Raw genomic sequence first — 13,098 nt, 5'->3', positions numbered from 1 at the left:
GCATTTCGCTCTTAAGCCTTCTTCTACCTCTCATGACGGGTGGTATTCGGTCGAGCACGGGCTGGGCGAGTGGCGGTTGTACCACCTGAGCCATCCCGGTCCATCCGATACACCAAAGGCTTTGTCGAAGCCGATCAACCTCTGGGCGGCAACGTGCCAATCGTGTCGACTCAAGGGCCACCCGGCCCATACGAGTCAACTCGGTCGATCACTCGCCCAGCCCGTGCTCGACCGGATGCCGCCCGTCACTCTCCTCACTTTCGCCAGCGCTTGAGAAGATCCCCATAAGCATCAATCCGCCGGTCCCTGAGAAACGGCCAGATTCTTCTGACCCGTTCGCTGCGGCCCATGTCGATATCGACGATCAGGACTTCGGCCTCCGTGCCGGCTTCGTCGATGATCTCGCCCTGCGGGCCGATGACCAGGCTGTGGCCCCAGAATTCCGCATCGAGGTTGTTGCCGGACCGGTCGGGCTCGAATCCTACGCGGTTGCATGCTGCCACCGGAATGCCGTTGGCGACCGCGTGACCACGCTGCAGCGTGCGCCAGGCATCAAGCTGCCTGAGCTGTTCCGCTTCGTCGTCTTCCGGGTTCAGTCCGATGGCGGTGGGGTAGAGGAGAATTTCGGCGCCGGCCAGAGCCATCAGCCGTGCGGCTTCCGGGTACCACTGGTCCCAGCACACCAGCACGCCCAGCCGCCCGATGCTGGTTTCAATCGGCTCAAAGCCCAGATCCCCGGGGGTGAAGTAGAACTTCTCGTTGTAGCCCGGATCATCGGGTATGTGCATCTTGCGATAGATGCCGGCGCGTGAACCATCGTCATTGAACACCAGGGCGGTGTTGTGGGCAAGCCCGGGTGCGCGGTGTTCGAAGATCGAACCGACCACGACCACGCCATGCTCGGCCGCTGCTTCCGACAACATGCTGGCGCTGGGGCCATCCAGTGGCTCGGCCAGGTCGAACAGGTCTGGATCCTGGTACTTGCAGAAATACTCACTGGCATGAAGCTCGGGCAGCACGACCAGTTCGGCGCCGGACCGGGCCGCCTGGACAATGCCCTCGGCGCTGATGCGCCGGTTGTCCGATGCATTCGGGCTCATGGCGTGCTGAATCAGCGCGATTCTCAGGATTCGATTCATGCCTGCACGCTCAGGCCGGAATATGCATGGACGCGCAGTGTGGGCCGCCGGACTGCCGGATCATGATGCCGGCGGGCACGGAACGGACATCGAAATCCGGGAGCAGGTCGGCCAGAATGCCGCGCGCGACCTCGTCGTGGTCGCTGCCGAATGCCGGTACCAGGCAGGCGCCATTGACGAACAGGAAGTTGGCGTAGCTTGCCGGCAGATCCGCATTGATATCTTCGGCATGGGGCAGCGCATACAGCTCGAAAGCCTGGCCATCGGCGCTTCGCAGGCCTTCGAGCTGGTCGCGCAACTGTTGATTGCGTTTCTCTGAGGCCTGGAGTTGAAAGACCAGGATGTCCGGGGAAATGAAGCGGGTCAGCGTATCGATGTGACCGTCGGTGTCATCTCCGCTCATCGGTTCGATGTCGATGCCGATGACATGGTCGATATTGAGCAACTGGTGCAGTTCGTGCTCGATCTCGCCGCGGGTCAGGTGCGAGTGGCGGGCATGCATGCAGTGCCAGTTGACCAGCAGGGTGCCACGTCCGTCGCTGTCGATCGCGCCCCCCTCCAGCTCGAACAGGTACTGACGGAAGTCCAGCCTGGAAAAAAGGTGGTGCCGCGCCAGTTGCGTATTGACGCGATTGTCCAGTGCCGCCGGGTGCTTGCCGCCCCAGCCATCGAAATTGAAATCCAGGGCCAGGCGCGATTCGGGCCCAACCAGGGTGATGGGGCCATAGTCGCGGCACCACGTGTCGTTGAACGGAATATCGACCATGTGCAGGCGTGCGCGGCGGCCCAGCACCTTGCGTGCGCTGGTATCACCCGGGTGCGTGAGTAGAATGACCTGCTGACGAGGCAGGATGGCATCAATCAGGTGAAGGTACTCGTGCCGGATCTCGTCCAGGCAGTTCGCCCAGTCCGTCTCTTCATGCGGCCAGGCCAGCACGGTCGCACTTTGTCGTTCCCATTCAGCCGGCAGTCTGTACTCGGTATGCGACACCGCAAATCATCCTGTCCTTTATGGCGAGTTGCGCCTTTCCGCTTCGCGAACCACGGCTTCGTGATGAACCACGCTCTCGATAACCAGTTCGTGCTCGAAAAATACGCTGTAATCCTCGTAGTCCCAGCGTGTGATGGGAGGCTCGCCCACGGCAGGGCGACGCTCCAAGGGTTCACCGAACCGCTGCTCGACCTGGGACATGCTAAGGCCATTGTCCGGCAGATTACGAGCCATGCGTTCTCTCACCTTCTCGATCAGCAGCACATCGGCTGCCGCGGTACCAATCATCGCCAGAAAAACGACCCCCCAGATCAGTTTGCCCTTAGTCGTTCCGAACATGGTCATCCCTCGGTTGGTTGGCCCCGGTTTGCCGGGGAGTTGATGGTCAGGTCACACAAAAATAGTAGCATAAGGAGTTGGTATTCAGACTTTTCTGCACAAAAGGAGCGGTATCGCATGAGAACGGCAGTTGTAACAGGTGCCAATCGTGGCATCGGACTGGAGCTGGTCCGCCAGCTATCTGATCGTGGCTACCGGGTCGTTGCCGTATGCCGGACGTCCTCGCCCGAACTCAATGCCGCCGAAGCGCAGGTCGAGGAGGGGGTCGACATCACGTACTCAGAGGGACTGGCAGACCTGGCTGATCGCCTGCGCGGCACGCGCATTGACCTGCTGGTCAACAATGCCGGAGTCCTGGTGCCGTCCAGCCTGGACACCATCGAGGATGAGCTGGACGACTGGCGGCTGCAGTACGAAGTCAATTCCCTGGCGCCCCTGCGGGTCACGCAGACACTGCGCAATCATCTGAACGATGGCGGCCGGGTGGTCATCATTTCCTCCCGGGTCGGGTCGATCGCCGACAACTCCTCGGGTGGCGCCTACGCCTACCGGATGTCCAAGGCCGCAGTCAACATCGCCGGCGTCAGCCTGGCGCATGAACTGGCAGACCGTAACATCGCCGTCGGACTCCTGCACCCGGGCTACGTGCGCACCGGCATGACCGGCAACCGCGGCGACATCGAGCCGGCCGAAGCAGCCGCCGGCCTGCTGGAACGCATCGAAGAGTTGAGTATGGAGAACACTGGCAGCTTTCGCCATGCCAACGGAGAGACCTTGCCGTGGTGAGGGGCGGTTAAGTGTGAGGTGTGAAGTGTAAAGGGGCGGGCGTGGTCGGGCGTCTGAGGGAGAGTGATTCGTGTTGCCTTGCGGGGCGGGTTGGGAGATGGGTGTTAGGTTTTAGGTGTTAAGTCACTAGTGTCCGGTTTAAAAGCCGAATAGATTCAATTGGTTACCGTCTTTGATCTGATCCAGATCGCTTCGGTCGATCGTAACCGCCTGTTTCAACTGTGTTTTTTCAAATACAGTTATGGAGATAATCTGTAGCATTGCGTGCAGCGAAATATCGAGGTCCAAACGCTTTTTGATGATGGCGATCAGCACATAGGTCGACACAGCAATCCAAATTTGTGTCTTGACTGCGTTCTCCGATCGGCCGAAGAAGCACTTGATACGGAGATTTTGCTTGATCCACTTGAAGAACAGCTCGACCTGCCACCGGCTTTTGTACAACGCGCAGATCGTAAGAGCCGGGAGTTGGAACTGATTGGTGAGAAATACCAGGGTCTTTCCGGTTTCCGGGTCCTTGAAGCGAATGCGTCTCAAGTGTTGAGGATAGTACTTGCTTGGACGCTGGCCGCAGAGCGCAATAGTTTGGTCGCAGATCAGCCCAGCTTGCCGATCTGTAGCAGCAGAATAGACCCGCCGGAAGTCCAGGTTTGATTTGGCCCGGATTACAAAGAAGGCGCCGGCCTGGGCCAGATTGAATAGTCGAGCATAGTCCAGGTAGGCCCGATCCATCACGTAAAACGAACCTGCCTCCGGAATCAGCAAGTCTAGAACATTGACGTCGTGCAGCTTGCCGTCGGAGATATGAATGAAGCTGGGAATCGATCCGCGCAGATCCAGCAGGGTATGAAGTTTGACTGCCGCTTTTGCCGTGCGAAATGGTGCCCATGGGAACATCGACAGACATAGGTCGATGGTGGTTGAGTCGAGTGCGTAAACCGTATCGGGAAGACCCGAGCTTATGGATTCGTCGACATAGAGGCTTCTCGCTTGTGCAATCAGATGCTGGGCATAGTCGCCGTAAATTCTCCAATCTCGCGACTCGTTTGCATCGGCAAGAGTTGCTCGACGAATCGGCTGGCGAAAGCCCATGTGGTAAAGCTTTGCAGACTGAACCTGGAGACAGGCTTCGATGTCCCGCAGGCTCTCGCGGTAGGTCAGCTGGGCAAAGGCCATACAGCGGAACTGTTCGGCGCAGCTCAGAGTTCGCACTCGCCGGTTGCCGTCGTATCGGTCGACGGTGCGGTGGAAAGTCTTCCAGGGAAGGAAATCCATAATCTGAGCAAAAAGCGTCTTGCCGATGTTCATTTGCCACTCCGGAGGGCACGGTATCGGCTTGGTTATACACCGCGAACTCCGCGTTCAAATCGGGGACACCTTTTTCCGCTTGTAATGTGCTGTAAAACATGCGATTTTCGGGATTCATGTCAATGGCCATCTATTTTGACCCACTTTTGGCCATTTATTTTGACCCACCGTGTGTCGTCTAGCTCGTGGTTTTCTGTTTCAAGCGATAGCTCTCTCCTCCCAGCATGAAGATGTGTGAGTGGTGGATGACGCGGTCAATGATCGGTACCGCCACGGCGTCATCGTGGAAGAAGGCTCCCCAGTTGCTGAAGTCCTTGTTGGTGGTCAGGATGATTGAGCGGTACTCATACAGGCTATTGATCAGCTGGAACAGGTTGTAGCGGGCTTGCCGGGTCATGGGCAGGTAGCCCAGCTCATCGATCACCAGCACATCGTACTTACCCAACTGTCTCAGCCGTTTTTTCAGTTCACCTTTCATCTCGGCCAGCTCCAGGTCTTCGACCAGCGCCAGTGCCGTGCGGAACAGCACCTTGTAGCCGGCTTCAATGGCCTTCAGAGCAATGCCGATGGCCAAGTGCGTTTTGCCCACCCCGGGCGGACCGATGAACACCAGGTTTTGGCGCTCATCGATGAAGCCGAAGTCCAGCAGGGCGCTGACCTGACGCTTGGTGATGGTGGTCTGGTGGCGGTAGTCGAACGCTTCTAGCGGCTTGTGCGCCGGCAGCTGTGCCTGTTTCAGGTGCCGGTCGATGCGGCGGCGGGTGCGCTCGGCCAGCTCGTGCTCGGCGATCTGCCGGGCAAGCTCCAGATAGGACAGCTCGTTGGCTTCGGCTTGGGCCAGCAGCTCACCCAGGTGCCCGGCGGTGGCGCTCAGGCGCAGGCTGCGGTACTGGGACTGGGTCTGTTCAAGCCGACTCATGGGTCACCTCCTGGCCACTGGAGCGGCCAACCTGAGCATAGGCTTGCAGGGCCGAGACAGGCATTCGGTCCTCGTGATCAGGCGTTGTGTTGGTATCGGGGGCTCGCCCGCGGTCTCGAGCTTGCTGCCACGCCTCCAGGTAGCGTTGCACGGTGCTGGCGGTCAACCGGGGCTGCTGAGTCAGTGTCTGCAGCAGTTCGGCGTCGACGGGTCCATGCCGGTTGAGCAGATCACGCAGGCCTGCCAGTTGGTCCTTGTAGATCCTCGGCGAGGTCACCTTGAGCAGGTGGCACAGCGTCTCGCCCTGACCGTCGGGCAGCTGTTGGCAGATGGCCGCTTCCAGATCCGCGATGCGCTGGGCCGGATCCCGGTAGTGGTGGTTGTTCTTGATCGTGCGGCCTTTCTCCAGACACAGCACGTGCTCAGCAATGTGCTCGCCGCTCTCCAGGTCATGGATATGCAGGTGCCCCTCCTGTTCAGAGACACCCACCTGGGCCCGCTGCCAGCGCAGGGGCACTGAGTACTTGTTGGCTTTCCACGAGATCAGCCCGGTTTTGTCGGCCCGGCGGGTCTCGTGGTCAGGGCGAGCCTGAAGCAGGCTTTGCGCCACAATGTAGGGACGCAGGTGTGCGCGCTCGTCGGCCTCGAAGTGGGCCCGCGGCTGGCGACCGGTGGCGCCGTGCTTGCGAACATTGGCCACGGCCTCCAACCAGCCTTGCAGGTGCTGGCACAGCGCCGTCTCGCTCTCGAAGCACTCCCCGTAAAGGGCGTCCTGCTTGACGTACTTGACCCCGGCCTCCACCTTGCCCTTGCTCTCGGGATCATAGCCCTCGCAGGCATGGATCCGGTAACCGGCAGTCGTGGCGTACTGGTGAAAGCGTTGATTGAGCGTCAGCTCTCGGTACCGCTCGTGGATCACCACGAGCTTGGTCTGATCGTATACACACTCCTCAGGCACACCACCAAAGTAGCGGAAGGCTTCGTCGTGAAGCTGGATGAACGCCTCGGTGTCCAGAGGCTGGAATCGCACCCCCACGTACATCAGCCGTGAACAGGCCAGAACGAAGACCACGAAGTAGACCACCCGCTCCACCCCTGCGATCATCACTCCGCGCAGCTCGCCGGGGTCAACCTGGCACTGAACGCCGGGTACGGCGTCAACCACCGGCTCGTAATAACGAGTCTGGCCGTTGGCGATTTGCTCCTTGAGTGCTCGCACGTAGCGGCGCAGGCTACGCTCAGAGGCTGGCAACTCGCCCACTTTCTCACGCAGTCGCCGAGCCAGCTTGATGGCGCTCAGCCGGGGATACGTCTTGAGCTGGTGGATGAGGAAATCTCGATACTCGTCCAGACGCTTGCTACGCGAGGGATCCTCCTGGGCCTGGCTGATCGCCATCTCGTTCAGTCTCAGGTACTTGCGAACCGTGTTACGGGCAATGCCCAGTTCCCGGCTGATCGCCCGGACCGATAGGCCCCGCCCCTGATCGTGTAATGCTTTGATTTTGTGAATCACAACCCACTCCTTCAATGATCTGTCCCGGCTTATTTGTCTGGCACGGGACGCTACAGTGTTTTGTGGCCAAAGCCACCCGGGGTGGGTCAAAATTGTTGGCCAATAGTGGGTCAGTTTAGTTGGCCATTAACAATTCAGAGCACTTTTAACCGGACACTAGTGGTGTTAAGTGTTAAGAGGCGGGCGTATTGGGGCTTAGTGGAGGTTGATATGTCGGGGTTTCCTTTGGGCTCAAGGTGCGAGGTACGAGATTCGAGGTTCTAAGCCCTAGGTCAATCGAAACCCAAACCTGAGAGCTCACTGAAAGAGTAAGCCGCAAGCCCATGATCCCTAACACCTAACACCCGACAACCCCCACCAAAGCCACCCCCGCCTCAATCTCCCACACAGCCCCCGAAGCCCGCCCCTTCACACTTCACACTTCACATTTTCTTCTTCCCAATCCGCCTCTGTTCGTCCAGCAGTCTGAGCCAGGCGGTGTGTCTGAATTGGGGGATGTCTCCCTGGGTGACGGCGGCGCGTACGCCGCAGTTGGGTTCGGTCTGGTGCAGGCAGTCGCGAAAGCGGCACTGGGTGGCGGCCCGGGAGAACTCCGGGAATCCTTGCTGCAGGGTGTGGGCTGGCATCTGCCATAGTCCGAACTCCCAGACTCCGGGGGTATCGACCAGCCAGCCATCGTTGCCGTACTGGTACAGGGTGGCGCTGGTGGTGGTGTGGGTGCCCTTGCCGGTGACCGATGACAGCGAACCGGTTTGAAGTTCCAGGTCGGGCAGCAAGGCGTTGAGCAAGGATGATTTGCCGACGCCGGATTGGCCGGCCAGCAGGCTGGTTCGTCCCTCAAGATGGGTCGCCAGTGGGTCAATCTCGATCCTCGGGTGGCACTGAGTGTAGAGGGTGGAGTAGCCCATTCCGGAGAGTTGATCCAGCTCGTCGAAGGGCGGGCGGTCGGGCGTTGGCAGGTCGCACTTGTTGACCACGATCCGGGCCGGGATGCCCTGGATGTGGGCGGCTGCCAGGTAGCGGTGCAGCAGGTCGGGGCTGGGCGCGGGGCGGGCGGCGATCACGATCAATACCTGGTCCAGGTTGGCGGCCAGTGGCCGGAAGAGGCCCCGGGAGTCGCCGCGACCGAAGTGGTTCTTGCGCGGGTCGATTCTGGCCACCGCCCCGGCCGCATCGATCGCGACTGTGTCACCGGGCAGCGGGCGGCCGACCTTTCGCCGGAATGTCACCGGGGCCAGGTTTCCCGAAGGGTCGCGGGCGATGCCGCGGTTGGTGCCCGCCTGGATCATGCGCCAGGAAACGTGGGTCTCTTTCCGGTTCATGGGCTGTTATAGTCACCAGTTGTTTTCCCGGCCCTTGCGACGATATGCAACAAGACAATCTGATCTGGATCGATCTGGAAATGACGGGGCTTGATCCGGATACCGATCACATTATCGAGATTGCCACCATCGTGACCGATGCTCAGCTTGCGGAAATCGCTGTCGGTCCCGAGTTGGCCATTTCCACCCCGCGCAGCGTACTTGAGGCAATGGATGAATGGAATACGCGCACGCACACCGAATCGGGGCTGGTGCGGCGCTGCCTGGACAGCCAGGTGGATCTGGCCGCGGCCGAGCGCCAGACCCTGGCCTTTCTCGAGCAGTACGTGGCGGCGGGCGCCTCGCCGATGTGCGGAAACTCGATCTGCCAGGATCGCCGTTTCCTGGCCCGCCTGATGCCGGAACTGGAAGCCTTCTTCCACTACCGCAACCTCGATGTCTCCACGGTCAAGGAACTGACCCGACGCTGGGCACCGGAAATTGCCGAAGGCTTTACCAAGGAATCGTCGCATCAGGCACTCGAGGATATCAGGGATTCCATCGACGAGCTGCGCTACTACCGACGGTTCATGGGGGAGGTTGGGGGGTGTGAAGTGTGAAGTGTGAAGTGTTAAGTGTTAAGTGTTAAGTGTTAAGTGTCATGGGCTTGCGGCTTTCTTTTCGGGTGGATTCTCGGGGACGGGTTTCGATTGACCTAGAACCTAGAACCTCGCACCTCGCACCTCGTGCCTCGCACCTCGCACCTCGCACCTTGAGCCAAAAGGAGACCCCGACTCACCAGCCTCCACCAAGATCCATTACGCCCGCCACTTCACACTTCACACTTCACACTTCACACTCCCGAGCCCTACTTTGCCAGCTTGCGCCAGGTGTCGACTACGGTGTCGGGGTTGAGTGACATGCTTTCGATGCCCTGGTCCAGGAGCCACTGGGCGAGGTCGGGGTAGTCCGAGGGGCCCTGGCCGCAGATGCCGATGTATTTTTCCTGTTTGCGGCAGGCTTCGATGGCCATCGACAGCATGGCCTTGACGGCCGGGTCGCGTTCGTCGAAGCGGTGGGCGACCAGGCTGGAGTCACGGTCCAGGCCCAGGGTGAGCTGGGTCATGTCGTTGGATCCGATGGAGAAGCCGTCGAAGTGCTCCAGGAAGGCTTCTGCGCAGACTGCATTGGACGGCAATTCGCACATCATGATCAGTTTCAGGCCGTTGTCGCCACGCTTGAGGCCGAATTTCTCCATGACTTCAACTACGTCTCTGGCCTCCTCGACGGTGCGCACGAAGGGAATCATGGCCCAGACATGGTCCAGGCCCATTTCCTCGCGCACCTTTTTCATGGCCCGGCACTCCAGCTCGAATGCCGGCTTGAACTGCTCATCGACGTAGCGCGAGGCACCGCGCCAGCCGAGCATGGGATTCTCCTCGTCGGGTTCGTAGCGTTCGCCGCCAATCAGGTTGGCGTACTCGTTGCTCTTGAAGTCCGACAGCCGCACGATGACCGGGTTGGGCCCGAAAGGTGCTGCAATGGTGGCGATGCCCTCGGCCAGCTTGTCGACGTAGAAGCTTTCGGGGTCCTTGTAGCCGGCGCTGCGCCGGTCGATTTCTGCGCGGATGTCCTCAGCCTGGTCATCGTAGCCGAGCAGGGCCAGGGGATGGATGCCGATCATGCGGTTGATGATGAACTCCAGGCGGGCCAGGCCGATGCCATGGTTGGGGATCATGGCGAAGTCGAAGGCCCGATCGGGGTTGGCGACGTTCATCATGATCTTCAGCGGGGCCTTGGGCATGTCATCGAGAGAATCTTCACTGACGCTGAATTCCAGCTTGCCCTCGTAGATGCGCCCGGTGTCGCCCTCGCTGCATGAAACGGTGACTTCGGTGTCATGCGGCACGCGCTCCGTGGCGTCTCCGCAGCCCACCACGGCCGGAATGCCGAGTTCGCGCGCGATGATGGCGGCGTGACAGGTTCGACCGCCACGATTGGTCACGATGGCCGAGGCGCGCTTCATGATCGGCTCCCAGTCCGGATCGGTCATATCGGTAACCAGCACATCTCCGGACACCACATCGTGGATCTGCTCCAGCGATTCGATCACCTTGGCCTTGCCCTGGCCAATGCGCTGGCCAATCGCGCGGCCTTCGGCGACCACCTTGCCCGTGCTCTCCAGTCGGAAACGCTCCATGGTCTGCCCGGAACGGCTCTTGACCGTTTCCGGCCGGGCCTGGAGGATGAACAGTTCGCCGGTCTCTCCGTCCTTGCCCCATTCGATGTCCATGGGCCGACCATAGTGCGCCTCGATGGTCAGCGCCATGTTGGCCAGTTGCGTGGCTTCTTCGTCACTGATTGAGAAACGCTGACGATCGCTTTCCGGCGTGTCTTCGGTGTGCACGCCACCGCCATTGCCGGTGCCGTAGATCATGCGCGAGGCCTTGCTGCCCAGTGAGCGCCGAAGAATGGCCGGCTTGCCGGCTTTCAAGTTGGGCTTGAACAGGTAGAATTCATCCGGGTTGACCGCGCCCTGGACGACGGACTCGCCCAGGCCGTAGCTGGAAGTAATGAACACCACATCCCGGTAGCCGGATTCGGTATCCAGGGTGAACAGCACCCCGGCCGCCCCGCTGCCAGCCCGCACCATCAGTTGAATGCCGGCCGAAAGCGCCACGTGTTCGTGTTCGAAGCCGTGGTGTACGCGGTAGGCAATCGCGCGGTCGTTGTAGAGGCTTGCGAATACGGCGTGGATCTTCTCGAGGACGGAATCGATGCCGCACACGTTGAGGAAGGTTTCCTGCTGACCTGCAAACGAAGCGTCAGGCAGATCTTCGGCCGTGGCGGAGGATCGAACGGCAACTGCGAGGTTGTCGCCATGCTCGGACTGCATGCGCGAGTATGCCTCGCGGACAGACTGCTCGAGTTCGGCCTGCAGCGGCGTTTCCATGATCCACTGGCGGATCTGCTGCCCGGTGCGGGCCAGGGCGCGCGTGTCCTCCGGGTCCAGGCTGGAGAGGTGGTCCTTGATTCGCTCGGCCAGACCGGACTGGTCGAGAAAGTCCCGGAAGGCCTGCGCGGTGGTGGCAAAGCCACCGGGGACGCTTACCCCGGTTTCGCTCAAGTGGGAAATCATTTCTCCCAGCGAGGCGTTCTTGCCACCAACCTTTTCCAGGTCCCCCATTCCAAGTTCGTCAAGCCAAAGGATATACTCCGACACCTGAGAAGATTCCTTGCGTAATGGATTTGAGCAAACTCTTATTGTAACTCCACGGACTCCCGATGAAACGTACAGTTTTCTTTGTCTCCGATGGCACCGCGATTACCGCCGAAACCTTCGGGCACAGCCTGCTCACGCAGTTTTCGGATATTGATTTCCGCCAGGTGCGCCTGCCCTTCGTGGATACGCCGAGCAAGGCGCGCGATGCGGTTTCCCTGATCGAGCGGGCCGGTGTCGACCAGGACAACCGGCCCATCGTGTTCAGCACCATTGTCGACCCGGAAGTGGGCGAGATCGTCGCCGGGACACAAGCGCACGTGTTCGACATGTTCCGCACGTTCATCGGGCCGCTTGAGAAAGTGCTGGGTACCGAGCGCTCAGACAAGGTCGGTCGGGCCCATGGCATGGGCGATTCCAGCTCCTACGAGGACCGCATGGAGGCGACGAACTATGCGCTGACTCACGATGACGGCATATCCAAGCGACTCGACAATGCCGATGTCATCCTGGTGGGGGTCTCGCGTTCGGGCAAAACGCCGACCTGCCTGTACCTGGCGCTGCATTACGGGGTCAAGGCAGCCAACTATCCGCTGACAGAAGAGGACCTGGAGCAGAACCGACTGCCCGAGTTTCTGCGGCGACACAGGAACAAGCTGTTCGGGCTGACCATCAATCCGGAACGCCTGTCCCAGATCCGTGAAAATCGGCGGCCGGGCTCGCGCTATGCCTCGATGCGGCAGTGCCGCTACGAGGTCGAGGCGGCCGAGGCCATGCTGCGTGGCGAGGGGGTGAGAATGCTGTCGTCCACTGATTCTTCGATCGAGGAGCTGGCCAGTCACATACTGCTCGATCTTGGTCTCGAGCGCGATCATCGCTGAGTCTGGTTCAGGGTCTGGAGATTGTGACGGGCCGGTGATATTCTCTGCCGGCCATGCTCACCGCAACCCGTCAACTGCATCCGTCCAGCCGTATTCTGGCGCGACGGCTGCCCGAGCTTCACAGTGCCCTGTACCAGGCGCTGAACGTCCTGCTGCCCGATGGGCTGGCGGTGAGCGACCTGCTTTATTCGCGTGCCGGCGACGGGCCGGTGCTCTACCTCGAAGTCATCGAGCGACATGCCTACACCACATTCGTGCGCCTTTCGCACGTGATCGGTGAAGAGCGCCAGCACAATCCAAATGCTCACGTGCGTATCTATCACGATGCGGCCATGGCCGAGGCCACGGCCTTTAGTCCGGAGCAGGGCATTCAGCGATTTGCCGGGCCGGATCTGTCGGTAGGGGGGCTGGTTGTGCGCAGCTGGCGCCTGAACCGCGCCCTGATGAAATGGCTGGACTACCTGATTGCCCAGGGGCACGGCCCGGATACCATGGTGCCGGCACCGGTCGGAGGGATGAGCGAGGCGCTGTCGGACGGCGCGTGATCGGCCTGGCGGCGTGCTTCGCCACCCGGATCGAGGTCGGATGAGTCACCGAATCACTGGCCGGCGGCGACGGCTTGGTTTACAATTGCGCTCCGGAAGCCGGACGTGGTTCGGCAAGAAATGCGGGCCATGCCGTTTGTCGGTTGGGCCCGCTTT

Annotated in this window: 12 protein-coding genes; 4 read left to right on the top strand and 8 right to left on the bottom strand. The window is 60.5% G+C overall.

Features of this window, described 5'->3' with window-relative positions; translation table 11 throughout:
* Positions 1 to 254: 254 nt before the first annotated feature.
* From IC757_RS09315 to IC757_RS09305, 3 genes are read right to left on the bottom strand one after another with little or no spacing between them, the layout of a single operon-like run.
* Complete coding sequence (locus IC757_RS09315) at positions 255 to 1,139, bottom strand: carbon-nitrogen hydrolase (RefSeq protein ID WP_190974045.1); 885 nt, start codon at positions 1,137 to 1,139, stop codon at positions 255 to 257.
* Between the two features lie 10 nt (positions 1,140 to 1,149).
* Positions 1,150 to 2,130 carry an agmatine deiminase family protein gene (locus IC757_RS09310; RefSeq protein ID WP_190974044.1) on the bottom strand — a complete coding sequence of 327 codons (981 nt, stop codon included), beginning with the start codon at positions 2,128 to 2,130 and terminating at the stop codon, positions 1,150 to 1,152.
* 18 nt (positions 2,131 to 2,148) lie between these two features.
* The gene (locus tag IC757_RS09305) at positions 2,149 to 2,469 is read right to left on the bottom strand and encodes a hypothetical protein (RefSeq protein ID WP_190974043.1); all 321 of its coding nucleotides are present in this window, start codon (positions 2,467 to 2,469) and stop codon (positions 2,149 to 2,151) included.
* Between the two features lie 117 nt (positions 2,470 to 2,586).
* Here IC757_RS09305 and IC757_RS09300 point away from each other — a divergent pair, with 117 nt between their 5' ends.
* Complete coding sequence (locus IC757_RS09300) at positions 2,587 to 3,255, top strand: SDR family oxidoreductase (RefSeq protein ID WP_190974042.1); 669 nt, start codon at positions 2,587 to 2,589, stop codon at positions 3,253 to 3,255.
* Between the two features lie 138 nt (positions 3,256 to 3,393).
* Here IC757_RS09300 and IC757_RS09295 read toward each other — a convergent pair whose 3' ends face one another.
* The 4 genes from IC757_RS09295 to rsgA form a co-directional block, all read right to left on the bottom strand.
* On the bottom strand, positions 3,394 to 4,563 hold the full coding sequence (locus IC757_RS09295; protein ID WP_190974041.1) for an IS4 family transposase: 1,170 nt from the start codon (positions 4,561 to 4,563) through the stop codon (positions 3,394 to 3,396).
* A gap of 178 nt (positions 4,564 to 4,741) precedes the next feature.
* Positions 4,742 to 5,482, bottom strand: a complete 741-nt coding sequence (gene istB, locus IC757_RS09290; RefSeq protein WP_190974040.1) for an IS21-like element helper ATPase IstB — start codon at positions 5,480 to 5,482, stop codon at positions 4,742 to 4,744.
* Positions 5,469 to 6,995, bottom strand: a complete 1,527-nt coding sequence (istA, locus tag IC757_RS09285) for an IS21 family transposase (RefSeq protein ID WP_190974039.1) — start codon at positions 6,993 to 6,995, stop codon at positions 5,469 to 5,471. The genes istB and istA overlap by 14 nt, the downstream gene beginning before the upstream one ends.
* A gap of 422 nt (positions 6,996 to 7,417) precedes the next feature.
* Positions 7,418 to 8,317: a ribosome small subunit-dependent GTPase A gene (rsgA, locus tag IC757_RS09280; protein ID WP_190974038.1), complete on the bottom strand. Its 900-nt coding sequence runs from the start codon at positions 8,315 to 8,317 to the stop codon at positions 7,418 to 7,420.
* 44 nt (positions 8,318 to 8,361) lie between these two features.
* Here rsgA and orn point away from each other — a divergent pair, with 44 nt between their 5' ends.
* The gene (orn, locus tag IC757_RS09275; RefSeq protein WP_190974037.1) at positions 8,362 to 8,916 is read left to right on the top strand and encodes an oligoribonuclease; all 555 of its coding nucleotides are present in this window, start codon (positions 8,362 to 8,364) and stop codon (positions 8,914 to 8,916) included.
* A 248-nt stretch (positions 8,917 to 9,164) separates the two neighbouring features.
* Here orn and ppsA read toward each other — a convergent pair whose 3' ends face one another.
* Complete coding sequence (gene ppsA / locus IC757_RS09270; RefSeq protein WP_190974036.1) at positions 9,165 to 11,519, bottom strand: phosphoenolpyruvate synthase; 2,355 nt, start codon at positions 11,517 to 11,519, stop codon at positions 9,165 to 9,167.
* Positions 11,520 to 11,581: 62 nt separating this feature from the next.
* Here ppsA and IC757_RS09265 point away from each other — a divergent pair, with 62 nt between their 5' ends.
* Both IC757_RS09265 and IC757_RS09260 read left to right on the top strand, forming a co-directional pair.
* Positions 11,582 to 12,397 carry a pyruvate, water dikinase regulatory protein gene (locus IC757_RS09265; RefSeq protein ID WP_190974035.1) on the top strand — a complete coding sequence of 272 codons (816 nt, stop codon included), beginning with the start codon at positions 11,582 to 11,584 and terminating at the stop codon, positions 12,395 to 12,397.
* Positions 12,398 to 12,450: 53 nt separating this feature from the next.
* Positions 12,451 to 12,942 carry a DUF1249 domain-containing protein gene (locus IC757_RS09260; protein WP_190974034.1) on the top strand — a complete coding sequence of 164 codons (492 nt, stop codon included), beginning with the start codon at positions 12,451 to 12,453 and terminating at the stop codon, positions 12,940 to 12,942.
* Positions 12,943 to 13,098: the final 156 nt, after the last annotated feature.

The sequence above is a fragment of the Wenzhouxiangella sp. AB-CW3 genome, assembly GCF_014725735.1.
Lineage (GTDB): Bacteria > Pseudomonadota > Gammaproteobacteria > Xanthomonadales > Wenzhouxiangellaceae > Wenzhouxiangella.
The sequence above is the reverse complement of the archived record's forward strand: the minus strand, read 5'-3'. Positions and strand labels throughout refer to the sequence as shown.

Coding starts and splice junctions, on each gene's coding strand:
- IC757_RS09315 (WP_190974045.1), bottom strand. CDS start 1,139: ATGAATCGAATCCTGAGAATCGCGCTGATTCAGCACGCCATGAGCCCG.
- IC757_RS09305 (WP_190974043.1), bottom strand. CDS start 2,469: ATGTTCGGAACGACTAAGGGCAAACTGATCTGGGGGGTCGTTTTTCTG.
- IC757_RS09300 (WP_190974042.1), top strand. CDS start 2,587: ATGAGAACGGCAGTTGTAACAGGTGCCAATCGTGGCATCGGACTGGAG.
- IC757_RS09295 (WP_190974041.1), bottom strand. CDS start 4,563: ATGAACATCGGCAAGACGCTTTTTGCTCAGATTATGGATTTCCTTCCC.
- istB (WP_190974040.1), bottom strand. CDS start 5,482: ATGAGTCGGCTTGAACAGACCCAGTCCCAGTACCGCAGCCTGCGCCTG.
- rsgA (WP_190974038.1), bottom strand. CDS start 8,317: ATGAACCGGAAAGAGACCCACGTTTCCTGGCGCATGATCCAGGCGGGC.
- orn (WP_190974037.1), top strand. CDS start 8,362: ATGCAACAAGACAATCTGATCTGGATCGATCTGGAAATGACGGGGCTT.
- IC757_RS09265 (WP_190974035.1), top strand. CDS start 11,582: ATGAAACGTACAGTTTTCTTTGTCTCCGATGGCACCGCGATTACCGCC.
- IC757_RS09260 (WP_190974034.1), top strand. CDS start 12,451: ATGCTCACCGCAACCCGTCAACTGCATCCGTCCAGCCGTATTCTGGCG.